The 20,766-nt window shown below is 62.0% G+C and carries 19 protein-coding genes and 2 tRNA genes; all 21 read right to left on the bottom strand.

Annotation, left to right across the window (positions count from 1 at the left end):
• Positions 1–282: 282 nt before the first annotated feature.
• Positions 283–369 (bottom strand) — tRNA-Leu (locus tag ACTM82_RS03680).
• A gap of 43 nt (positions 370–412) precedes the next feature.
• Complete coding sequence (locus ACTM82_RS03675) at positions 413–1,330, bottom strand: TatD family hydrolase (RefSeq protein ID WP_441054312.1); 918 nt, start codon at positions 1,328–1,330, stop codon at positions 413–415.
• Complete coding sequence (rsmA, locus tag ACTM82_RS03670; RefSeq protein WP_441054313.1) at positions 1,320–2,180, bottom strand: 16S rRNA (adenine(1518)-N(6)/adenine(1519)-N(6))-dimethyltransferase RsmA; 861 nt, start codon at positions 2,178–2,180, stop codon at positions 1,320–1,322. Before rsmA ends, ACTM82_RS03675 begins: the two co-directional genes overlap by 11 nt.
• 107 nt (positions 2,181–2,287) lie before the next feature.
• Positions 2,288–3,889 carry a methionine--tRNA ligase gene (metG, locus tag ACTM82_RS03665; RefSeq protein ID WP_154517665.1) on the bottom strand — a complete coding sequence of 534 codons (1,602 nt, stop codon included), beginning with the start codon at positions 3,887–3,889 and terminating at the stop codon, positions 2,288–2,290.
• 69 nt (positions 3,890–3,958) lie between these two features.
• Positions 3,959–4,837: a 16S rRNA (cytidine(1402)-2'-O)-methyltransferase gene (rsmI, locus tag ACTM82_RS03660; RefSeq protein WP_441054315.1), complete on the bottom strand. Its 879-nt coding sequence runs from the start codon at positions 4,835–4,837 to the stop codon at positions 3,959–3,961.
• Positions 4,838–4,843: 6 nt separating this feature from the next.
• Positions 4,844–5,905 carry a glycoside hydrolase family 5 protein gene (locus ACTM82_RS03655; protein ID WP_441054317.1) on the bottom strand — a complete coding sequence of 354 codons (1,062 nt, stop codon included), beginning with the start codon at positions 5,903–5,905 and terminating at the stop codon, positions 4,844–4,846.
• Between the two features lie 603 nt (positions 5,906–6,508).
• A tRNA-Phe gene (locus ACTM82_RS03650) sits at positions 6,509–6,581 on the bottom strand.
• Between the two features lie 158 nt (positions 6,582–6,739).
• Entirely contained in the window at positions 6,740–7,099 is a 360-nt protein-coding gene (locus tag ACTM82_RS03645; RefSeq protein WP_441054319.1) for a DUF192 domain-containing protein, read from the bottom strand.
• Entirely contained in the window at positions 7,096–7,572 is a 477-nt protein-coding gene (locus ACTM82_RS03640; RefSeq protein WP_441054321.1) for a hypothetical protein, read from the bottom strand. Before ACTM82_RS03640 ends, ACTM82_RS03645 begins: the two co-directional genes overlap by 4 nt.
• A complete protein-coding gene (locus ACTM82_RS03635) occupies positions 7,572–9,632 on the bottom strand; it encodes a hypothetical protein (protein WP_441054323.1) in 2,061 nt (686 codons plus the stop codon). The genes ACTM82_RS03640 and ACTM82_RS03635 overlap by 1 nt, the downstream gene beginning before the upstream one ends.
• A 76-nt stretch (positions 9,633–9,708) precedes the next feature.
• On the bottom strand, positions 9,709–10,245 hold the full coding sequence (locus ACTM82_RS03630) for a TadE/TadG family type IV pilus assembly protein (RefSeq protein WP_441054325.1): 537 nt from the start codon (positions 10,243–10,245) through the stop codon (positions 9,709–9,711).
• A complete protein-coding gene (locus ACTM82_RS03625) occupies positions 10,181–10,399 on the bottom strand; it encodes a hypothetical protein (protein WP_154517649.1) in 219 nt (72 codons plus the stop codon). The genes ACTM82_RS03630 and ACTM82_RS03625 overlap by 65 nt, the downstream gene beginning before the upstream one ends.
• A gap of 1 nt (position 10,400) precedes the next feature.
• Positions 10,401–10,631 carry a hypothetical protein gene (locus tag ACTM82_RS03620; protein ID WP_154517646.1) on the bottom strand — a complete coding sequence of 77 codons (231 nt, stop codon included), beginning with the start codon at positions 10,629–10,631 and terminating at the stop codon, positions 10,401–10,403.
• Positions 10,632–10,924: 293 nt separating this feature from the next.
• Positions 10,925–11,158, bottom strand: coding sequence for a hypothetical protein (locus tag ACTM82_RS03615; protein WP_427719148.1), 234 nt, complete (start codon positions 11,156–11,158; stop codon positions 10,925–10,927).
• A gap of 10 nt (positions 11,159–11,168) precedes the next feature.
• Positions 11,169–11,810, bottom strand: coding sequence for a type II secretion system F family protein (locus ACTM82_RS03610; protein ID WP_441054327.1), 642 nt, complete (start codon positions 11,808–11,810; stop codon positions 11,169–11,171).
• Complete coding sequence (locus ACTM82_RS03605; protein ID WP_441054329.1) at positions 11,807–12,733, bottom strand: type II secretion system F family protein; 927 nt, start codon at positions 12,731–12,733, stop codon at positions 11,807–11,809. The genes ACTM82_RS03610 and ACTM82_RS03605 overlap by 4 nt, the downstream gene beginning before the upstream one ends.
• A complete protein-coding gene (locus ACTM82_RS03600) occupies positions 12,706–14,034 on the bottom strand; it encodes a CpaF family protein (RefSeq protein ID WP_441054331.1) in 1,329 nt (442 codons plus the stop codon). Before ACTM82_RS03600 ends, ACTM82_RS03605 begins: the two co-directional genes overlap by 28 nt.
• Positions 14,031–15,668 (bottom strand): AAA family ATPase, encoded by a 1,638-nt coding sequence (locus ACTM82_RS03595; RefSeq protein ID WP_441042453.1) that lies wholly within the window; start codon positions 15,666–15,668, stop codon positions 14,031–14,033. Before ACTM82_RS03595 ends, ACTM82_RS03600 begins: the two co-directional genes overlap by 4 nt.
• A complete protein-coding gene (gene cpaB / locus ACTM82_RS03590) occupies positions 15,668–16,327 on the bottom strand; it encodes a Flp pilus assembly protein CpaB (RefSeq protein ID WP_427795220.1) in 660 nt (219 codons plus the stop codon). The genes ACTM82_RS03595 and cpaB overlap by 1 nt, the downstream gene beginning before the upstream one ends.
• 257 nt (positions 16,328–16,584) lie before the next feature.
• Positions 16,585–17,538: a ribosome small subunit-dependent GTPase A gene (rsgA, locus tag ACTM82_RS03585; protein ID WP_427748315.1), complete on the bottom strand. Its 954-nt coding sequence runs from the start codon at positions 17,536–17,538 to the stop codon at positions 16,585–16,587.
• 469 nt (positions 17,539–18,007) lie between these two features.
• On the bottom strand, positions 18,008–20,689 hold the full coding sequence (locus ACTM82_RS03580; RefSeq protein WP_427728430.1) for a cation-translocating P-type ATPase: 2,682 nt from the start codon (positions 20,687–20,689) through the stop codon (positions 18,008–18,010).
• Between the last annotated feature and the right edge of the window lie 77 nt (positions 20,690–20,766).

Genomic DNA, 20,766 nt, shown 5'->3' with positions numbered 1-20,766 from the left:
GCGTTTTCTAGACGCTCGCTCCTTCGCAGGTTCAAGTCCCTGCGATGGGCCCATAACAAAAAAGCTCCCATTGCTGGGAGCTCTTTCAATCAATGGTGCGGGCGAAAGGACGTCCGCGTATCCGCTGCGCGGATCCGCACCGGCTTCGCCCGCCTGCCGGCGGACTCGCCAGCTCGCTAAAAACGCTCCGCGTTTTCTAGACGCTCGCTCCTTCGCAGGTTCAAGTCCCTGCGATGGGCCCATAACAAAAAAGCTCCCATTGCTGGGAGCTCTTTCAATCAATGGTGCGGGCGAAAGGACTTGAACCTTCATGGGGTTGCCCCCATACGGACCTGAACCGTACGCGTCTGCCAATTCCGCCACGCCCGCGTGCAGGAATTAGAATAACGGAGCGCCACCGTGAACGCAAGAACTATTTTTGAAAAAGTTTGCAGGCATTGTCCCACGCAGCTTGCGCAATTGCCTCGGCGTTCTCTCCAGTACGATCGACACGGTCGTTGACCAGCGCGTTTGCCGTGATGGAAATCATTGCAGGCTCGCACTCAAGACCGCGAATGGGCTCCGGAGCCATATACGGGCAATCCGTCTCGAACAAAATTCGATCGAGCGGGGTTGACGCAAATGCCTCGCGCACATCATTGTTGCGCTTAAAGGTGGCCGCGCCGCCATAGGCGATATAGCAGCCCAAACCCACAAAGCGCTCCATCGTGGCGCGATCCTCGCCAAAGCAGTGCAGCACGCAACCGGCCTGAGGCACACCCACCTCGCGCAGCACGTTGTACGCATCCACATGCGAGGAGCGCTCCCCATCCGCATCCTCGTGGCGCAGATGCAACTCCACCGGTACGTTACGACGCACAGCAACTTCGAGCTGACGTGCCATGCAATCAATCTGCATGCTGTGGGGCGCCGGCGCGATGCCGTCGTCGTAATCCATGTGGTAGTCCAGACCGATCTCGCCGATACCGACGCATAAGGGATCATCAAGCGCAGCAACGACCTGTGCATGAATGTCATCGGTATAGTCCGGCGCACCATAGGGGTGCACACCGGCGAGATACTTTATCTGCGGAATATCCCGCATCGGCAAAATCTCGCGCACCAGCCAGTCGCTATAGTCCGTCACGCTGCGTTTGTCGGCAATGGGATCAAAGATCGTCACCAACAGGTCGACGCCTGCAGCTTTGGCGCGCACAAGCGTCTCGGGTACTTCCTTGCCCCAAAACGAGAGCAAGTGCGCATGCGTATCGGCAAGCGGCGCCAAGGGCACGGGGCAAGCAACCGTTTTCTTTTTCTTGGTAAACGTCACGCGCTCGTCATTAGGCATCATGGATTAGCTCCTGAGCCAGACAGACAAAATCGGCAACGCCAAGCGTCTCGGCGCGCGTGGTGGGCGCGATGCCGCAAGCCTCAAAGGCGGCATCGAGCACGTCCTTGGCAAAGCCGTTGGCGCTCATGGAATTGCGGATGGTCTTGCGACGCTGAGCAAACGCAGCGTCAATCACGCGGGCCACAAACTCGCGATCAAGCCCCTCGGGCGCTACGCCGTCAACACGGTCGATGCGCACGACGGCCGAATCCACATGCGGCGCCGGAATAAAGCAGCGCGGCGGCACCTCAAAGCGACCCGTCACCTGCGCATACAGGCCGAGCTTTGCCGTATAGCCGCCGTAGGTCTTGTTACCCGGCGTTGCGGCAATGCGATCGGCAACCTCCTTTTGAACCATGACGACGGCGCGCTTGAGCGCGGGCATCGTCTGGAAGAACTGCAGGATGATCGTCGCTGCCACGTTATAGGGCAAGTTCGCGACAAATACCGTCGGCTCACCGCCCGCGGCCTGCTCAATCTGCTCCGGGCACACCTTGAGCGCGTCGCCCATGATAAAGCGGAAGTTGGCATAGTCGGCGGCATGGGCATCGAGCACCGGCTCGAGCTCGGGATCGGCCTCAATCGACGTGACGCACGCCGCCTCCTGAAGCAGCGCAAGCGTGAGCGTTCCAACGCCCGGACCGACCTCGAGCACGCGCTCATCGCCCGCAAGTTCGGAAAGCTCGCAAATACGCTCGATCACATGGTTGTCGATCAGGAAGTTCTGGCCCAGGCGATGCTTGGTCGCAAGGCCAAACTCCTCCAGCAGCTCCCTTGTTGCCGTGGGGTTTGCCAAAGGCGAAGTTGTCATAGTTGCCTCCTTAGCATGGTGGCGGCGTCTTGAAACAAAAGGGCATGGACCGTTGCGGCCATGCCCTTACACCTAAACAGCAGATTGCCGATATGGCGCGCGGCGTCTTAACCCAGACGCGGGAACAGCGGCTCGCCCTTCTCGACGGGCTGACCACCGGCAAGCAGACCCCAAGCGCAAATGCCCTTGAGGTCGTCGCTCGCGGCCTCGTCCTCGCACGACAGGCGGCGCAGGGCCTCGGTAGAAGTCTGGGGCATGAGCGGCATCAGCAGGTGAGCGGCAATGCGGATGGCCTCGAGGAGGTTGTAGATCACAAACGCCAGCTCGTCGGCCTTGGCCTCGTCCTTGGCAAGTGCCCAGGGCTCGGAGTCCTCGATGTAGTGGTTGGCGGCGTGGATGAGCTCCATAACCTCGTCTTTGGCTCCACCGTAATCGAGCACGTCCATCTTGGCCATGTAGCGCTCGGCCAGGCCATCGGCAATCTTTGCCAGCGGGTTATCGAACGCATCGAACGATGCGGGCTTGGCGGGCGCGCAACCGTCAAAGTACTTGCCGCTCATGTTGAGCGAACGCGAGATGAGGTTGCCCCAGCTGTTAGCGAGATCGGCGTTGTAGACCTGCTCCATGCGATCGAAGCTGATAGCTCCGTCGGTGCCGGGGACCACGTCGGTCATAAAGTAGTAGCGATAGCCCTCGACGCCCAGCATGTCGATAACATCCTGCGGGGCAATGGCGTTGCCACGGCTCTTGGACATCTTCTCGGCCTTGCCAGTCTCGGCATTGCGCACGGTCAGGAAGCCGTGGGCAAAGACGTGCTCGGGCAGAGCCTCGCCAATGGCCATGAGCATAGCGGGCCAAATGACGCAGTGGAAGCGAATGATGTCCTTGCCCACAATGTGGAACTGCGCAGGCCAGCGATAGGCCAGCTCGGCACGGGCCTCGTCGGTGTCGACACCGTAGCCGACAGCCGTCATGTAGTTGAGTAGCGCGTCGAACCACACATAGGTCACATGGCCCTCATCGAACGGAACCTGGATGCCCCAGTCAAAGCTCGTACGGCTCACGGAAAGGTCGTTGAGGCCGCCCTCGACAAAGCTACGCACCTCGTTCATGCGGAATGCAGGCTCGACGAAATCGGGATGCTCGTCATAGAGCTTGAGCAGCTTGTCCTGGAAAGCGGAAAGCTTGAAGAAGTAGGACTCCTCCTGCACGCGCTCGAGCGGACGATGACAGTCGGGGCACAGGTGCTGGCCGACGCTGCCGTATTCCTCGTCACCCTTCTGGACCTGCGTGTCGGTAAAGTAAGTCTCGTCGGGCACACAGTACCAACCGTCGTAGCTGCCCTTATACAGGTAGCCAGACTCCTTCATGCGCTCCCACAGATACTGCACCGCATGATGCTGGCGCGGCTCGGTGGTGCGGATGAAGTCGTCGTTGGAGATCTCGAGTTTGCTCCAAAGCTCCTTAAAGTGCGGAGCCTGGCTGTCGGTCCACTCCTGCGGCGTCATGCCATGCTTGGCTGCGGCCTCGGCGACCTTCTCGCCATGCTCGTCCATGCCGGTCAGGAACTTGACGTTATAGCCGGCGGAGCGGCGATAGCGAGCCTGGACGTCGGCGATGATGGTGGAATAAGCTGTGCCCAGATGCGGATCGGCATTGACGTAGTAGATGGGCGTCGTGATAAAGAACGAAGGCTTGCTTTGATCCATGGGGTTTGTCCTCCAGAAAAACGTTGCATACAGGGGATGATTCTAACGCAAGGGCTGGATATCCTCCATCTATTGCATATTGAGCACCATGGCATAGACATCGCGCTTGCGGCGTGAATACTTCTGAGACAGGCGCTTGGCCACCGCAGAGGCGGGCTCCCCCTCCTCGAGCGCGACACGGATATCCGCGCGCAGGGCCTCATCGGGATCCGCTGCCGCTGCGCCAACCGGCACGATGCCGGTCTCCTCGTCTTCACTCGGTGGCGCAATGACCAGCGCAATCTCGCCCTTTACTTCGCCGCGAGCACGCAGCCTCTCGGCAAGCTGGGCGGCGGGCCCGCGCAAGACCTCCTCGTGCAGCTTGGTGAGTTCGCGGCAGACGGCAACCTCACGTTGGGGAAAGACCTCTGCCACGGCCTCGAGCGTCGCCACGATGCGATGTGGAGACTCGTAGAAGATGAGCGCGCCGGGCACCACGGCAAGGCGCTGCAAACGGCGTACGCGGTCGCCGTGCTTTCGGCCCAAAAAGCCCTCGAAGAAAAAATGCTCGCAGGGAATGCCGGACGAAACGAGCGCTGTGACGCAAGCAGAGGGCCCGGGAATAACTTCGACGGGCACATCGGCCTCACGCGCCGCCTCGACCAGCGCCTGGCCGGGATCGGACACGCTCGGCATGCCGGCATCCGAGGCAAAAGCGAGGGTCTCCCCCGCCAGCAGGCGGTCAACCAGGCCGGCGGCGCGGCTGGCGATCACATTCTCGTCACAACGGACAAGCGGCTTGGAAATGCCCAGGTGCATCAGTAGCTTTGAGGTCACGCGCGTGTCCTCGCAGCAGATCGCATCGGCGGCGGCAAACGCCTCGCCAACGCGCGGAGACAGGTCGCCCAGGTTGCCGATGGGTGTTCCGACCACATAGAGTTTGCCCGTATGGGCGCTGTTTTGCGTCATATCAACCTATTCAATCATGCCGCGCTCGAGCGTACCGAGCGCCGCGCGGGCGTCCCATGCTGCGATGCGTTTCTCGGTCTTCCACGTTTGGAAGAACCAACCGGCAGCCGGCGCAAACGAAGCCAGCTGATTGGCGATAAACACGCGCTCGTAGGCATTGCGGCCCTCGGGCGTAACCGACGAGTTAGCAAAGATCGCCGCGCCCGACCATTCGCCCACCAGCACGGGGAACCCTGTCGAAATCGCTTCTTTAAGCTCGCGCTTGTTGCGGGAAATCGCCGTCGTCAGCCCGCGGGGGCTCGTGATGTCGAGCGCATGCTCGTCGCGGTAATGGTACAGGTGAAGGTCCATGTAGACGTTCTTGTACTTGGCGCCGCGCATAAAATGCTTCCACTCGCTGGGATGTCCTGAGGACGAAAAGACGACGATCTTGTCCTCGGGCATATACGAACGGACGAGCTCGTAGGCATCGCGATAGAAATTGCGCAGGTAGTGGGCCGGAATGCCATCCGTCATGGTAAAGAGACTCTTGCGGACACTCATTCGAGGTGCATCCAGCAGCTCAATGCCCAGAAGGCTTTCGGCTTCGCCGTAGCGATCGGCCAAACGCTCCAGCACGTCGAGCGCAACGTGACGACCGTTGGTGGACGAATGCCACTCGGCAACAGCCTCCGGCGTGGTGGGCGAATCGTTGGAATCGCCCTGGCCACCGGGCACAGTCGCTAGATCGAGCAGCACGCGAATGTCGTACTTGGCAGCCCACTCAATTGCACGGTCAATGTAGTCGATAACCGAAATGTAGGACACATCGGACTCCTGCGAGCCAAAGGCATACCAGGGCACCGGCAAACGCACGGCATTGAGACCAATCTGCGCCATACGGCGAAAATCATCTTCGCTTACGAATGTCTCATAATGGCGACGCATGCGCTCGTTATAGGCAGCAGTGCCCATGGCTTCTTGCAGTTCCGCCGCATTGGACGCACCTGTCGCCGCGTACAGCGACGGGGTCACCCAAGGCTCGGGAATAAACCAGCCAGAGAGATTAACGCCGAGTATCCTCTCCATCACGGCCCCCTTCGAATCGTGCAGGGCGAACCCGCATCGTATTGCATAGGAAAAGTATCGTTTTGAGTATACCCGCGCACACGGACAGCCGATCGAACGGTCTGCAAAGTGGCGCAAAAGTAGGAGTAATGTCTGGGCGGGCACACCCGAGATGGTACGCCAAGATGTGCACGCACGCCGAAGGCAGGCGCCGGAAGGCGCATCCCGTTTTTTTGCTCAATAATGGAATGCATTTTCCGCCAGCAGGTCCAACCGGAAAGCATGTCCCGTAATTTCACGTCATTCCGGGTCGCATTTTCCCAAGCGCCCCTAAAGCGGAAAGCGCATCCCGCTCAGGATTGAAATTCTGGGATGCGTTTTCCGCGGGTCCACATAAAAGAAAAGGACCCCTTCGCAGAGGTCCTAGTCAATTCAAGGTGGCGGGGAAGGGAATCGCGTCCGCGCGCTGCGCGGACGGACCGCTGCGGCGCTTGCGCGCCTTGCGAGCTACGCTGGCAAACGCTATCGCGTTTCCTCAGCTCCGCGCCCTCGCGGGGTTCGATTCCGTGTGGGGACTACATAAAAGAAAAGGACCTCTTTGCAGAGGTCCTAGTCAATTCAAGGTGGCGGGGAAGGGAATCGAACCCCTGACACGAGGATTTTCAGTCCTCTGCTCTACCAACTGAGCTACCCAGCCATTTGAGGTGTGCCTTGTTTCAAGGCTTGATTAGTATAACCAAGGACGCGCTCCGGTCAACCGAGAATTTGAAAAAAGTTTTTGGACACCGCCTCGGTTCTGTAAAGCAGCACGTCAGAGACATCAACCGGCCGCAAGAAGTTTTTCGCTCAGGGCCTTCAAGCCTGCACTCGTTGCAAGACAGTGGGCGATACAAAGATTGAAGGGCGTTCCAGCACCGCCCAAGCACCGGGACAGGAACACATGCGCCAGGGGCGGACATTTTCGTAGCGTGCAAGGATATTGCCGCTGCAATCAATAAAGGCAATGTCGATGGGATAAGCCATAAAACAGGTGTGAACCGAAGAGCAGCACGGAAACGCCATGACGAGCGGCAGTCCGTCAGCCGTAATCGGCACGCGGCCCAGCATGCCGCGCAAGCGTGCGCCAAACGATTCTGCCACCATAAACTCTGCCGGCGACCAACCGAGCCTATTGAGCGCACGCACGTAGGCGATATAAGACAAGACGGCGCTCACATGACCACCCCCGGTCGCCACGGATCGACCGTAACCGCGCGCTCGTGCGACAGCTTCGCCGGCGTCCCCAGAGAAACGCCGGCAATGCTGAGCAATCTAGGCCACGGCTCATAGTACATGACGCAGGCATAGGTCCTAAACGTCCCGGACAGAGAGAGCAAGCCGTCGTCAGACGACGCCGAACTCTGCTCGCTCGAGACCTCGACCTGCAGATTATAGCCCTGCATAGCCGCCTGAATCTCGGACTGGACACGCACCGAGGCATCGACAGAGCTCTTGTCGCCCTCCCCTTCCGGCGCCACAGCGTGCGCCAGCACGATATCGGGCACCACGCGATCGAAGCGCGCAACGGCGCCAGCAAAGACCATGACGTTGTACACAATGAGCGCAAGCGCCAGCAAAACGGGAGCGACCACGGCCATCTCGACCGTCGCCTGGGCGCGCTCCTCGTACAAGACTGCACCAACGCCCATTACGATCCACCGCCCAAGGCGCCCGCCAGCGTAGCGACATCGACGGTAAGCGGGATGGAACCACCGCCGGGCAGAGGAATCTCCGCAAGTATGAACACCGTACCGCTAATGGTGCGTTCGACTTGATATTCCAACGCCTCGCAAAGCGCCTTGGGATCGGTCACGCCCAACGGAATACTTCGCAGTTTGTCTTGCGCTTGAGAGAGACCGGCAATGTCAGACCCCGGACTCTTAATGACGTTAGCGGAATCGGTCAGCACCGGCTTTCGCAGGCGCAAGTCGCACGGTTCCAAACCCAGCGCCGCCACGGACGCCGAAACGGTATCGCCGAGCCACGATGCAATGGAGCCCAACGCGCCGCTGCCCCCTCCTAGGTCTTTAATCATCTCGTCCATAAGTTCGTCGGCCGAACCTTGGACGTCTCCGTATCCCACAAGCAGGCGTCCCCAAACATCCATGACGCCATCGAGTACGCCGGCAACGCCGCCCGAGCGCTCTTCCAGTGTCGAGAAAAACCGCGAGAGCACGTTGTTTTGCGCCGTCGCGTTATCGGGAGCCAAAACCGCGGCAGAGATTGCACCGCGACTGCCGAGCGTAACCGGCTTATTGAATGAAGAGTTGAGCTTACCGGGACTGGTCATATCGCCCGAGACTGCAAAGGCAACCACGCCGTTGCGACCGGGCGGAGCGATACGCGGACGCTCGCCCGAAAGCGCTTTAATGGCCTGGTCAAACGCATTACCCGCGCGATCGGCCTCGTCCTCGGTCTGACGCTCAAGTTCGAGTTCTTTGTTGCGGCAGTCGACGTAGTCTTCCAGGGCGTCTTTGAACTTGTCAAAGTGGTATTCGAAGCCGTTTTCGATAGAAGTCGAAGGCGCTGCAACGGCACCGAGCGACGAAACGCCAAAATGGCATCTGTTGCATCTGTCCTGCCCGTCATAATCAGCAACCGAGGCTAACCCGCCTGGCGACCCCTTCTTATAGTTGGGGCAACTCGTTCCGTAATGCAGATACGTCTTGTCATCGATGGTACTAATTGGCCACGCCGCATCGGTATAGAGTTCCGTCGCTCGCACCTCTTCAGAGTTGCGCGGCAACAGCGGGATATGGGAAGTGACTTCATCTCCGTCCTCGGTTACATATGCACGATTGACCTCTGTACTCGCATAGGTGTAAAACGCCTTGCGCGCCGCCGACTCCGCCTTCGTCTCGACGCTTGAGCCCTGAGGTGCCTCGTTTGCAAGGCGCGAGCGGTAATAGGCCTTCGCGCGATCGAGCGCCACTTGCGGCTCCCATGTGACACTCGAGGCATAGTGCGGATTCTCAATATCCGAAAGCTTCGCCAAGCTCCTCGCGCGTTCCCACATGCACGAACAGCTTCCGACTGCGCCTCTGTCCGATCCGCCGCAGTCGGCAAGCCAGGCGCGTTCCTTGGCCTTTGACGTTTTCTCGGACGCTTTCTTCAGTTCCTTGGCAGCATAGTCAAGGTCTTTTGAGGCGCTCTCGACGGCATCGGTCGAGATCTCTGACCCTTTGAGCGCAGCGAAGTCCGACTCGGATGTCTTGGGCACGGCGAGCGCTGTGCCGGTATAGGTCACGTTATCGGTATCCTGCGCCGAAACAGCCTGCGTAGCTCGCGCGGCAACCAGATATGGCAGAGCCGTTTCGACTTTTTGCAAACCCTCCGACGCACTTTTGGCAAACCTATTGCGCGTTTTAATAATCTCAATCCCGGTATCGACCATATCGCTTGCGGCTATTTTCCCACCCGGCACCAGCATGGCAACCAAGCCGGTGCCGATTGTGGCAAACCCCGCCAGGCCCAAGCTCAAAATGCTCGCATCCACCACCGTGGCCGCTGTATGGTAGGACGATATCACGTTGGCACCCGCCAGAGCACCGCTATCGGCCGCCACCTGGGTATCCCCGGCACGCGACATACTCCATATCGCCGCCGTCGACGAAAACAGCAGCGTAAGCACCACAAGTATGACGACCGCCGAAGAAAGCGTAGTGTAGGCACCGTCCTCGATAAACAAGTCGATACCGGAGCGGCCCATGAAGCCGCCCCGCTTGCGGCGGGCATTCGACCGGCAACGACACACGAGCCCTCGCATCATTCGCAGCAGGCGACGCCTAATCCCACGCGGCAATCCACGAATCATAGTCTCCCTCCAGCCATCCGGGACGCGATCGATACGAAACGTCGACTTTCAACTCAACATTTCCTCCTCTCCCCACATTGCCCATGGCCTGCGCGAACGCGCCGATCACGGGCAGCGGCTTTACATCACCCGCGATAGATACAGACGAAACGCCCCCTGCGCCCGCCCGGCCAAGCTCGATATCCCACGACAGCGGTCCGCCGGCGTGAAAGATCGAGACATCGGGCACCGCGGCGAGACGGCGGCGGGCAAACTCCTTGAGGTCGTCGTCCTCCGCCGTCGTCGTGGTCATGAGCCGCGCCGTCTCGGCGGCGGCAGACTCCATGACCGCACGCGTATAGAGCAGGCACACCGGCTGCAGCGCAAGCAGGATGAGCGTCAAAAACGTCGGCAGCAAAAAAGCGGCCTCGACCGTGGACTGCGCCCAATCCTCGCGCGCGATATCAATAGAGCGCGATGTCTTTGGCGCCTGCGGCGGCGTCGATAACCGATGTCGAGGCGACGCCATGGGACGCCGCCCGTGCAGCCAACGCCGCCAAGCGTCCGTCGGTGCCGGCGCGCCAAAGCCCCGCAATCGCCAGCACGATGGAAAGCAGCGCCATGGTGACGATGGCGTACTCAACGGTCGATTGGGCAGACTCCTCGCGCAAGACGTCAAGCATTTCACGATCCCTCCTTTGACCCCGATGCTTGCGGAACCAAGCGCACCGCGCGTAAGCGGCACGAGGCGTCGCCGGCATCCGCGGCAACCGTCACCATGTCGACCCAGCCGCGCCCATCGCGCACGATGGCGCCCCATACGTTGCCCTTGATGTCGAGGTAACCGCTTAGAGCGAGCTGGGCTGTGGGCACCTCGCGATAGACACGCAACAGGTCCGCGGCAGCCTCGGTCATCGGTCGCTCCTCGGCCCATGTCAGCCGGGCTGCGACTGCGTTGTCCGCAGATGGACCCGCCGCAGCATCCGCCCGTTCGTCGAGGGCGCGCAGAAAAGTTTGTGCCGTGACGGCGGCATCCCTGTCGGCCGTGTCCCGCGCTTTGTCATCGGGAGGCGCCACCACGCCCGAGCTCCCATCCGCGACGGCCCCAGAACGCTGCTGTCGCACGACATTCAGCCCCCAGAGCGTCGCCGCTATCGCCACAATCAGGCAAGCGAGCACCAGCAGCACGCCAACAGAATGCCCGCCTTCTACAGGCTGTTGATGCCGTCTTTGATCGCGTTCCATAGCTTTTCGACGTTGCCCTTAAATGCAACGATGGCAATGATCGCGATTACCACGAGCACGCCGACCAAGATGGCGTACTCGGTGGTACCCTGCGCGCTTTCCTCCTGCACCAGAGCCTTGGCACGTTGACAGGAACGCATTGCACGATAAAGCGTCCGACTCCAAACCCTACCCATAACGTCAGCCATTTTGTTCATGTATTCCTCCCTACATCATCCCGCCTGCTCCCAGCAGCGGGCCCAATATGGATAACAGCAGCGCCGGCAAGATGAGCGTGCCGGTGGGAATCAGCAGCTTGACGGGCGCTCGTTCAATCTCGCGCTCGACCGCGGCACGATGGGCGGCGCGGATCTCGCGACTTTGGGCAGCAAGGGTCTCGGCAAGCGGGGCACCCAAGGCGAGCGCTTGACCCACCGTAATGGCAAAGGTCTCGAGCGCCCGCACGTCCAGGTCCTGCGCGGCCGCCAACAACTCGTCCTCGCGCGCTCCCACGCCCACCTGCCACGCCATGCATGCCCGTTCAAGCCGAACAGTCAGCGCCGATCGACGATTGGCGCAAAAGATCTCGAGCGCCGCATCGAACGAAAGGCCGGCGGAAAGCCCCAGGCGCACCACATCAATCATCTCGGACACCTCACCGAGCGAAACCTGCGCTGAGTTGTCCACGCCAAGTGCGCCCCTCACCCACGCAATAGCGGCATCGATCACCGAATGGGCCGCAGCAACGACTAGCACCGCCTCGCGCTTGCAGGCCCCTGCGATCTTGCGTGCATCCGCCCGATCCAAACCCGTCGCGATAAATACACTCAGGGCGCACAGGCAAGCCGCAACTGCAACCGGGGCGCTCATAGCTCCACCCGCATAATGCGCCGGATAACCACCAGGGCAACGGCGTTGAGAGCAAGACCCAGCACCACAGCGCCCGCACCGGCAGGCGTCACAAGACCGCGACGAAAATCTGCCGAAAGCAGGGCCAGCACCGCGCACATACCCGCCGGCATCGCCGCGACCATATGCGCCGACATGCGCGCCTGCGACGTTTTGACATCCAGGCGGCGCTTGAGCTCGATACGCTCCCCCACCATGCTCGACGCCTCGGACAGCAGATCGGCAAGCGGGGCACCGGTCCGCTGCGACACCTTGAGCGCCAACGTGACAAGCGAAAGCCCGGGGGCGTCGATGCGGACAAGCAGGTCGTCGAGCGCATCGGCAGCCGAAATGCCACAGTCGATCGCCGCCGCCACCCGCAGAAACTCGGTATGCACCGGCTCTTGCGCGTGAGCGCCCACAAACCGCATGCCCTGGGCCAGCGAATGTCCCGAGGCAAGCGACATGGAAAGTGCCGTAAAGGCCTCGGGCATAGCTTCCTCCACATCGCGCTGCTCGCGTCGGTGGTCAAAGATGTCGCGTGCGACACCCGCGGCAAAGGGCGCAACCGCCCCCAAAACAAAGCCGATGGGCGATAGCGACACCACGGCAAGCGCAAGGCAGCAGACGCCACTCGATAGCAACAGGAACGCTAAGCGTGAAGCATCATCCTCAACGACAAGACCGATGCGGCGCAGGGGAACCAACGATACCCAGGAGCGGGCGATCTTTTTTAGAAGATCATTTTTCACCAGCTCGCGTGGCAGCTTCTCGGCCACCGATTCAAACATATGGCGCACCAGCTCCGCCGGCGGCACCCTCGGCACATGAGGCTCCACTCCGCATACCGTCGCGACCGAAAACCCGGCAAGGCCCCCTACGACGAGGGGCACAACGACCTCCATTCGTCCACCTCCTCCTGCGTAAGCGTTCCCGAGCGCAAGCCCTCTGCGATAAACGGCGGCTCGCGGTTGAGGGTCCAGGTGCGCTCGGCGGCATCGAAGGTCACGTAGCGCTCGAGTTCCACGCCACCCGACGCGCCGCGTCGCACCCCCGAATAGGAGGACACAAAACGCCGGCCGTCCGCATGGCGCTCGGACATCACGATGCCGTCAAGCGCCATAGCGATTTGTTCCTCGATAAGCTCGCTCGGCAGATCGATGCCATAGCGCGCAAGCAGCGTCAAACGCACCACGGTCTCTTGCTCGGTGCCCGCATGAAGCGTGGTGAGCGACCCGTCGTGGCCCGTGTTCATGGCCTGCAGCATGTCGCAACATTCCGCACCGCGTACCTCACCCACCACAATACGGTCGGGACGCATACGCAGGGCGTTGGTCACCAGGTCGCGGATTGTCACCGCACCCTCACCCTCAATTGAAGCCTCGCGCGCCTCCAGGCGAACCACATGCGGGTGATGCGCGAACTTGAGCTCGGCGGAATCCTCGATCGTCACGATGCGCTCGGCGGTAGATATCTCGCACGATAGCGCGTTGAGCAGCGTAGTCTTGCCCGACCCCGTACCGCCCGCAACCGCCAAATCTTGGCGCAGCGACACCGCACACGAAAGCAGTTGCGCGTACCAAAGCGGCAGCGACCCCAGGCCCACAAGCTCGTCCAACGAACAGATGCGATCCGAGAACTTGCGGATAGTGAGGATCGGCCCATCGATCGCCACGGGCGGAATCACCGCGTTGACGCGATAACCTGTCTTGAGACGGGCGTTGACGATGGGACTGCGCTCGTCGATACGCCTGCCCAGCGGCGAGATGATGCGGTCGATGAGCACGCGAATCTGCTCGTCATCCTCAAACGCATGCTCGATGGGGTATAAGACCCCGCCGCGCTCAAAGAAAGCCGAGCGGCAACCGTTGACCATAATCTCGGTGACGGTGTCGTCCTCGATGAGCGGCTGCAGCGGGCCCAAGCCCACCACGTCATCCAAAATCTCGTTGATGATGGTCTCACGCTCGGGCGTCGCCAGGTCGGTCGGTTCTTCCACGTTGAGTGCCGCCTCCACCGCGGGACGCAATTCCGAGCGGGCAAGAACCGGATCGACGTAGGCACTGATGCGTGCCACCTCGTCGTAGCCCACGCGGTCCATCACGGCCCGCTTGGTGCGGCGCTTGACCGCACGGCGCCGTCCCACATCGACAGGTGCCGTCGCCGCTGCCGCACCGGCTGCTTTAATTCTCGTTTGCAGGCTCATCGGCAATCACCCTCACGCGACCAGGGAAGGCGGATGCGCGGGCGTTCGGTGCGCGTTGCACGGTCGGCGACCATATCGCTCCAAGGGCCGACGGCGCACCCCAGTTCCACGAGCATCTCACGCGTGGCCTCGCGCACGCTGGTCGCAAAAGCGCTGGTCTGCCCCACTGCCTCGTCAGCGCGCCCAAACGCCATGAGCGCGGCGAGATCCTGCCCGCCATCGGCGATACGAATCTTGGAGCTCAACGCACAGGCAATCTCAAAGCGCATGGCGACATCCTCGTCCGCCCCACGCGCGCCAAATCGGTTGAATACGGCGCTCATGCGCGTGCGCGGCACGCCCACACGGCTCGCCAGCTCAATGACGCGCGCTGCAGACGTCGCGGAAGAAACTGCCGCATCACCCACGACAAGGCAACGGTCGCACGCCGCCACCGCAGCCGCCACGGCATCGCCCCAAAAGACCGAGGTATCGATAAGGACCACATCGGACTCACGACGCAAGATGTCGAGCAGCAGCTCTACCGGACGCGCCATGAGCTCGGCGCGCTCGGGCGCTGCGACAGGCCCCCAAAGCGTAACGCCTGGGGCAACGCGCATCGATGCAGCGACCACGTCTGGCTCCGCAAGTGCGCCCGCGACCGACGGCTCGATAAGTGTCGCCATGTCATGCGGGGCATCGGCGCCCAGCAAGTCATAGAGATTTCCAAACATTAGGTCCAAATCGAGTACGGCAGCTCGCAGACCCAGCAACGAAGCGGCATGCGCCATCGTGGCGACAATCGTCGATTTGCCACAGCCGCCCGATCCCGAGACGGCGCAGATGACCGGAGCTCGATGCGACGTCGACGCAGTGTCTGCCAGCGGTGCAGGAGCTGACGACGTGGGCGGCAACGTCCCCGTCTCGCCAGCCGCACCCAAGTGCTGCGTCCACGCCGGCACGGCAGGCTGCTCAAACTGTAGGGGCGGAACTGGGGATTCCGCTGTCACGTCGACGTGCGGACCATCACCCGCGACAAGGCCCTCGACCTCATCGAGTCCATCGGCCAGGCTCACGCCGTGCACGTATCCCATATCTACGGCCAGGAGGTCTTCGCCATACGGCACCGACGCTCCGACGTCACCACATGCAAGGGGGCCCGGGGGGCGCCGAACATGCTCGGCTTCCGCTTTCCCATAGTCATCAACACGCGGGCCTCTTGTAGCGCGAGGCGCCCCGGGTTCCCTATCAACAAAAACATCGGGCTCAGGCGACACGCCCCAATCGGAATCAACCGCTCCCTCGCCCACATGTCCGCTGCCGCATATGCTGTGCGCAGCGATGACCTCGGTCGCCCCCGCGCGAAACAGCCCCTCGATATCCGACGGATCGAGCGCCTCTATCAACACGACGACGCGGCTCACGCGTCCTTCGGCAGTCAGGCGCGCGACGGTCTCTCTCACATCTTTAGTATCAAACAGGGATGCCGCGATAATGGCAGCGCCACGGCGCGAAGGAAACGCCCGAGCCATAGACACCAACCCGTCTAGGTCGCCCACGCGAAGCACCTGCGCGCCCGCATCGCGGCCCTCGACTTCCTGCTGCAGCAGTCCGTAATCGCCACACGCGCAGCACGCAAGCCAGATCGCTTTCATCACTCGTCGCCTCCGCTCTTTTTGCCGCGTGCCGTGGCGGGAATCGTCAAGCTGACCGTTCCCTTGCCCGAGGCTCCCAGCAATTCCTTGACGTCTTTGGGGTCGGCCGCCAGCGTCACCCACTCGACCTTGCCTTCGCGCGTGGCACCGGCCTCGTCGCTGGTATCGATCACATGCGCGCCGCACAGCCGGTCGGTCACGCCGTCTTTTTGCACGTACACATCCACGTAGCTGCCCACGCCTGCGGCTCCGCCCACCGAATGCTCGGCATCGACCGCCACCGAAACGGCAACCTTGCCCTTGGGCACCTCGAGCGTATGGCTCTCGGCTTTGGTGTAGACATCGCAGACCACGGCATTTTTGGGAATACGCGAGGTCGTCACGTCGCCACGCACCTGGCGCAGCTCGGTCGCCGCATCACGCGGCAGCAGGCTCGCGAGCCACTCTTGGGTTACGACATTGGTCTCGTCGAGGGTCTCACCCACATCGATATCACGTGCGGCAACGCAAACTTCGACGCGATCGCCGCCGTATTTGGCCAAGGTTTCGGCCTGGGCCTGCTCAGCCCGCGAACGAACCGATGACCCGTAAACCATGCAGAGTGCCGCGGCGAGCACGCCCGCTGCCAGACTGATGGCGATGCGCTTGCTCTTGTTCACGGCAGCTCCTCTCAAGACAGCACTGGGCGGATGGGATGCCCGTACCACTATTGTCCGAGCGGCCAAGCAACAAAACAGCGCGATCACCATCTTGGTTTTAAGTGTCAAACCAATTACCAGCCAAGAGCTGACCAACCCGTCAAGCCCGCGGCAAGGTTTTGGTCGGCGCGTCGGCAAAACGCTCATTTAAGGGCGCATCGCCAGTAAAAAAGCCGCCTCCCGCACAGTTGGAAGACGGCTGTCATAGATAAATTCAATTACAGATGGACATCGGGATCGAGCATTTGGGCACTCACACGCATGGATGACGCCAAGTTTTGGAACGTTTCCAGGCGCAGGCCATCGATCTGCCCGGCATCGGCGGCCTCGCGAACGGCGCAGCCCGGTTCGTGGGTATGCGTGCAGTCGCCAAACCGACACGCACGCGACGCCTCGACGATCTCGGGGAAGGCACGCGCCAGGCCCCGCTCGTGACCAACGAGCGGCAAACTGCGCAGGCCCGGAGCGTCGGCAATGACGCCGGCGTCGCCCGGCAGCGCCACCATCACGCGCGCGACCGTGGTATGGCGGCCTTGGTCGTCGCGCTCGCGCACACCACCGGTAGCCAGCGCATCGTGGCCCAGCAGCGCATTGAGCAGCGTCGACTTTCCGGCCCCCGACTCACCCAGGATCATGGCGCACGTTCCCGCCGGAACACAGGCGCGCACCTCATCCAAACCACGGCCTTCGGCAGAGGACGTCACGATAACGCGCACGTCCGGGCCCACCAGACGGCGCACGCGATCCAGATCGCGCTCGAGTTCCGCGGCCTCGCAGCGGTCGGCCTTGGTAAGCACCACCACCGGCTCAGCATCGCAGTCGAGCGCCAAAACCAGCGAGCGCGCCACGCGGTCGAGCAGCACTTCGCCGGCGCCAAGTGCCTGCACGATCAGCACGCTATCCACGTTGGAACAAAGCACCTGACGCTCACCGCGGGCGCGGCCACGCCAACGCTCAAAACTCGTGCGTCGCGGCAGGACGCATTCGATTACGCCCATGTCGTGCCCGGGTGCACGACGCACCGCCACGCGGTCGCCCACAGCCGGCAGCAGCACCTCGTCCTCGCCACGCGACTTGGCAAACCCCACGGCATGCTCGGCACGAAAGGTATCGTCGGCCGTCACCACCAGCGGAAACCCGCGATCTAAGCGTACCACGGCGCCCAGTTGCATCTGCTCGGGCTCCTCGGCTTGGGCGCAAAAATCGTCAAATGCCGCCTGCTGAGCCGCGGCGACCGGCAGATCGCCAAACGCCGGAACATCCTGCAGCGCATCGAGTCCCGGCACGCTCGCCAGCAGCTCCTCGGCAGACGCGGGGGCTTCGGTCGCAAGCTTCCGACGACGATCACGCTTGGCCCGCGCCCCCGTCGTCTTTTTCTTCGCCTTAGCCCTAGCCTTGCCCACAAGCGCCTCCCAGCACCACAAATCACAACTGAGCAGGTATTTTAAATCAAAAAGAGCTGGCCGGGCAAAGCCCGACCAGCTCACACACTTTCCCTCAGCCAATGGTCCCGAGAGGCCATCCGAAGGCCCGACCGCCGAGAGGGGTTTCTTCTGAGCGATCCCGCAGCGCGAAGCGCGAGGACCAGCGAAGAAGAAACCCCGCAGGCGGTCGGGCCGGTGGGAAGGATGGCCTTTCGACCTACTCCTTCTCCACCGCGCGCATGATCGCCTTGTAGATCTCCATCAGCGGAATGATCAGGAAGGCGAGGCCCAGCGCGGCGATAACGCCCTTGAGCTCAAGCGTCACGGGGCCAAAGAACATCTCGGCAAGCGTCGGCTGCACGGTTACGATCACCGTCAGCACCAGCGCCAGCGCGGCAGAGGCCCACAGCCACTTGTTCTGCTTCTTCATCTTAAACAGCGACGTGCGGCGGCTGCGCATGTTAAAGCAGTGGAAGATCTCGACCATGTTGAGCGTGATGAAGGCCATCATCACGCCTTCCTCGTCGGCGACGCCGGCGATCATATCGGAGATGTGGATGTAGCCCATGTCAAAGTACACGCCCACAAAGAAGCTCGCCAGCACCAGCGCGGCAATGATCAAGCCCTGGACCACGCAGTCCAGACCCATATTGCCGGCAAAGACGCCGTCCTTGGCGTTGCGCGGCTTGCGCTTCATGATGTCGCCCTCGGCATCCTCCATGCCCAGCGCGAGCGCGGGGAAGCAGTCGGTGACCAGGTTCACCCACAGCAGCTGCACCGGCTGGAAGATGGTAAAGCCGATGAGCGTGGCGATAAACACCGAGAACACCTCGGCAAGGTTGGCCGAAAGCAGGAACTGGATGACCTTGCGGATGTTGTCGTAGATGCGGCGACCCTCTTCGCAGGCACCGATGATGGTGGCGAAGTTGTCGTCGGCAAGCACCATGTCGGCGACGTTCTTGGTAACGTCGGTACCGGTGATGCCCATGCCAACGCCGATGTCGGCACGCTTGATGGACGGGGCGTCGTTGACGCCGTCGCCCGTCATGGCCACGATCTGGTCGCGCGACTTCCAAGCCTCGACGATACGGGTCTTGTGCTCGGGCTGGACGCGGGCGTACACGCCGTAGTCCTCGATGTGCGCGTCGAGTTCCTCGTCGCTCATGCGATCGAGGTCGGCACCGGTGATGGCATGGCTGCGATCGGTGACGATACCCAGCTGCTTGGCAATGGCCACGGCGGTGTCGATGTGGTCGCCCGTGATCATGACGGTGCGGATACCGGCATCGTGGGCCTCGCGGATGGCGTCGGCGACCTCGGGGCGGACCGGGTCAATCATGCCGGACAGGCCGCAGAAGACCAGGTCGTGCTCGAGCGCGGCGGGGCTGCAGTCGCTCGGGACCTCGGTGTAGGTGCGGCTTGCCAGCGCCAGCACGCGCAGGGCCTCGTCGGCCATGGCCTTGTTGGCGGCCACGAGCTCGGCACGACGCTCCTCGGTCAGGGGGACGACCTTATCGCCCTCGTAGATGTGGGTGCACAGGCCGATCACCACGTCGGGCGCGCCCTTGGTGTATTGCTCGTACTCGCCGTCCAGGGTCTCAACGACCACGGACATCATCTTGCGGCCCGAGTCAAACGGGGCCTCGCCCACGCGCGGGTGCTCGGCAGTCAGACCAGTGAGGCCCGCCTTTCCGGCATCGTTGACGAGCGCGCACTCGGTCGGCTCGCCGACGGCCTCACCCAGTTCCTCGTCCCACTGGGCATCGGAGCACAGCGCCATACCTGCCAGGAACTTCTCCTTAGGCGCAGCGAGCTCGTGCTTGACGACGGTCATCTTGTTTTGGGTAAGGGTACCGGTCTTGTCGGAGCAGATGGTCTGCGTGCAGCCGAGAGTCTCGACGGCAGAGAGCTTGCGGATAATTGCCTGGCGCTTGGCCATCTTGGTCACGCCAAGCGACAGCACGATGGTCACGACGGCGACCAGGCCCTCGGGGATGGCAGCGACGGCGAGCGAAACGGCGACCATAAAGGTGTCGAGCAGGGCAGTCGGGTCGGTAAGGACGTTGCCCACGCCGTGGCGGACGATGTCGACGCCAAAGATCACGACGCAGATGACGATCACCATAATGGTGAGGATACGGCTGAGCTCGGCGAGCTTCACCTGCAGCGGCGTGAGCTCTTCCTTGGCCTCGGCCAGGGCACCGGCGATCTTGCCCATCTCGGTATCCATGCCGGTGCCGACCACGACGGCGCGGCCACGGCCGTACACAACGGTGGAGCCCATGTAGCACATGTTCTTGCGGTCGCCGAGCGGCACGTCATCGGTGCCCGCGGCAAGCTCGATCACGTTGGCGTGCTTCTCGACCGGCACGGACTCGCCGGTGAGCGCGGCCTCTTCGATCTTCATCGTGGCGCTCTCGAGCACGCGGCAGTCGGCCGGGACGGAGTCACCCGCCTCGAGCATGATCACGTCGCCGGGTACGAGCTCGGCGCTCGGCAGGTGCACGAGTTTGCCGTCGCGTAGAACCTTGGACTGCGCCGCGCTCATCTCCTGAAGGGCCTCGAGGGCCTCCTCGCTCTTGGCTTCCTGGACCACGCCCAGCACCGAGTTGACGATAACGACGAACATGATGATGGCAACATCGGCAAAGTCCGCCTCGCCCTTAACCATGCCCGTGAGCGCGCTGATAACGGCGGCAACGATCAACATGATGACCATGGGGTCGGCCATCTGCTCAAAGAAACGCTTCCACAGCGGCGTCTTCTCGGCTTCCTCAAGCTTGTTAGGGCCTGTCTTGGCGAGGCGCGACGACGCCTCGTCGTTGCTCAGGCCGAGGTTCTCATCGACACCTTGGTCGCTGAGCACCTCCGCCGCGGCGGACAGGTATTCCTTTTGCATATAGAGTCCCCTCCTGGGATTCGGGCCACTCAGCAGATTGATGCCCGATCATAATTCCCAGGAGAAGGGCAAGGGCT

This window comes from Collinsella sp. HCP3S3_E5 (assembly GCF_052067635.1).
Taxonomy (GTDB): Bacteria; Actinomycetota; Coriobacteriia; order Coriobacteriales; family Coriobacteriaceae; genus Collinsella.
This window is presented reverse-complemented; position numbering and strand designations above follow the sequence as displayed.

Excerpts from the sequence above, each read along its gene's own strand:
- ACTM82_RS03615 (WP_427719148.1), bottom strand. The coding sequence starts at position 11,158 with ATGAACAAAATGGCTGACGTTATGGGTAGGGTTTGGAGTCGGACGCTT.
- ACTM82_RS03620 (WP_154517646.1), bottom strand. The coding sequence starts at position 10,631 with ATGACCGAGGCTGCCGCGGACCTGTTGCGTGTCTATCGCGAGGTGCCC.
- ACTM82_RS03675 (WP_441054312.1), bottom strand. The coding sequence starts at position 1,330 with ATGATGCCTAATGACGAGCGCGTGACGTTTACCAAGAAAAAGAAAACG.
- metG (WP_154517665.1), bottom strand. The coding sequence starts at position 3,889 with ATGGATCAAAGCAAGCCTTCGTTCTTTATCACGACGCCCATCTACTAC.
- ACTM82_RS03600 (WP_441054331.1), bottom strand. The coding sequence starts at position 14,034 with ATGAGCCTGCAAACGAGAATTAAAGCAGCCGGTGCGGCAGCGGCGACG.
- ACTM82_RS03630 (WP_441054325.1), bottom strand. The coding sequence starts at position 10,245 with ATGGCGTCGCCTCGACATCGGTTATCGACGCCGCCGCAGGCGCCAAAG.
- ACTM82_RS03640 (WP_441054321.1), bottom strand. The coding sequence starts at position 7,572 with ATGGGCGTTGGTGCAGTCTTGTACGAGGAGCGCGCCCAGGCGACGGTC.
- ACTM82_RS03595 (WP_441042453.1), bottom strand. The coding sequence starts at position 15,668 with ATGAAAGCGATCTGGCTTGCGTGCTGCGCGTGTGGCGATTACGGACTG.
- ACTM82_RS03605 (WP_441054329.1), bottom strand. The coding sequence starts at position 12,733 with ATGGAGGTCGTTGTGCCCCTCGTCGTAGGGGGCCTTGCCGGGTTTTCG.
- ACTM82_RS03610 (WP_441054327.1), bottom strand. The coding sequence starts at position 11,810 with ATGAGCGCCCCGGTTGCAGTTGCGGCTTGCCTGTGCGCCCTGAGTGTA.
- rsgA (WP_427748315.1), bottom strand. The coding sequence starts at position 17,538 with ATGCAACTGGGCGCCGTGGTACGCTTAGATCGCGGGTTTCCGCTGGTG.
- ACTM82_RS03635 (WP_441054323.1), bottom strand. The coding sequence starts at position 9,632 with ATGGGCCGCTCCGGTATCGACTTGTTTATCGAGGACGGTGCCTACACT.
- ACTM82_RS03655 (WP_441054317.1), bottom strand. The coding sequence starts at position 5,905 with ATGGAGAGGATACTCGGCGTTAATCTCTCTGGCTGGTTTATTCCCGAG.
- rsmI (WP_441054315.1), bottom strand. The coding sequence starts at position 4,837 with ATGACGCAAAACAGCGCCCATACGGGCAAACTCTATGTGGTCGGAACA.
- ACTM82_RS03625 (WP_154517649.1), bottom strand. The coding sequence starts at position 10,399 with ATGCTTGACGTCTTGCGCGAGGAGTCTGCCCAATCGACCGTTGAGTAC.
- ACTM82_RS03580 (WP_427728430.1), bottom strand. The coding sequence starts at position 20,689 with ATGCAAAAGGAATACCTGTCCGCCGCGGCGGAGGTGCTCAGCGACCAA.
- rsmA (WP_441054313.1), bottom strand. The coding sequence starts at position 2,180 with ATGACAACTTCGCCTTTGGCAAACCCCACGGCAACAAGGGAGCTGCTG.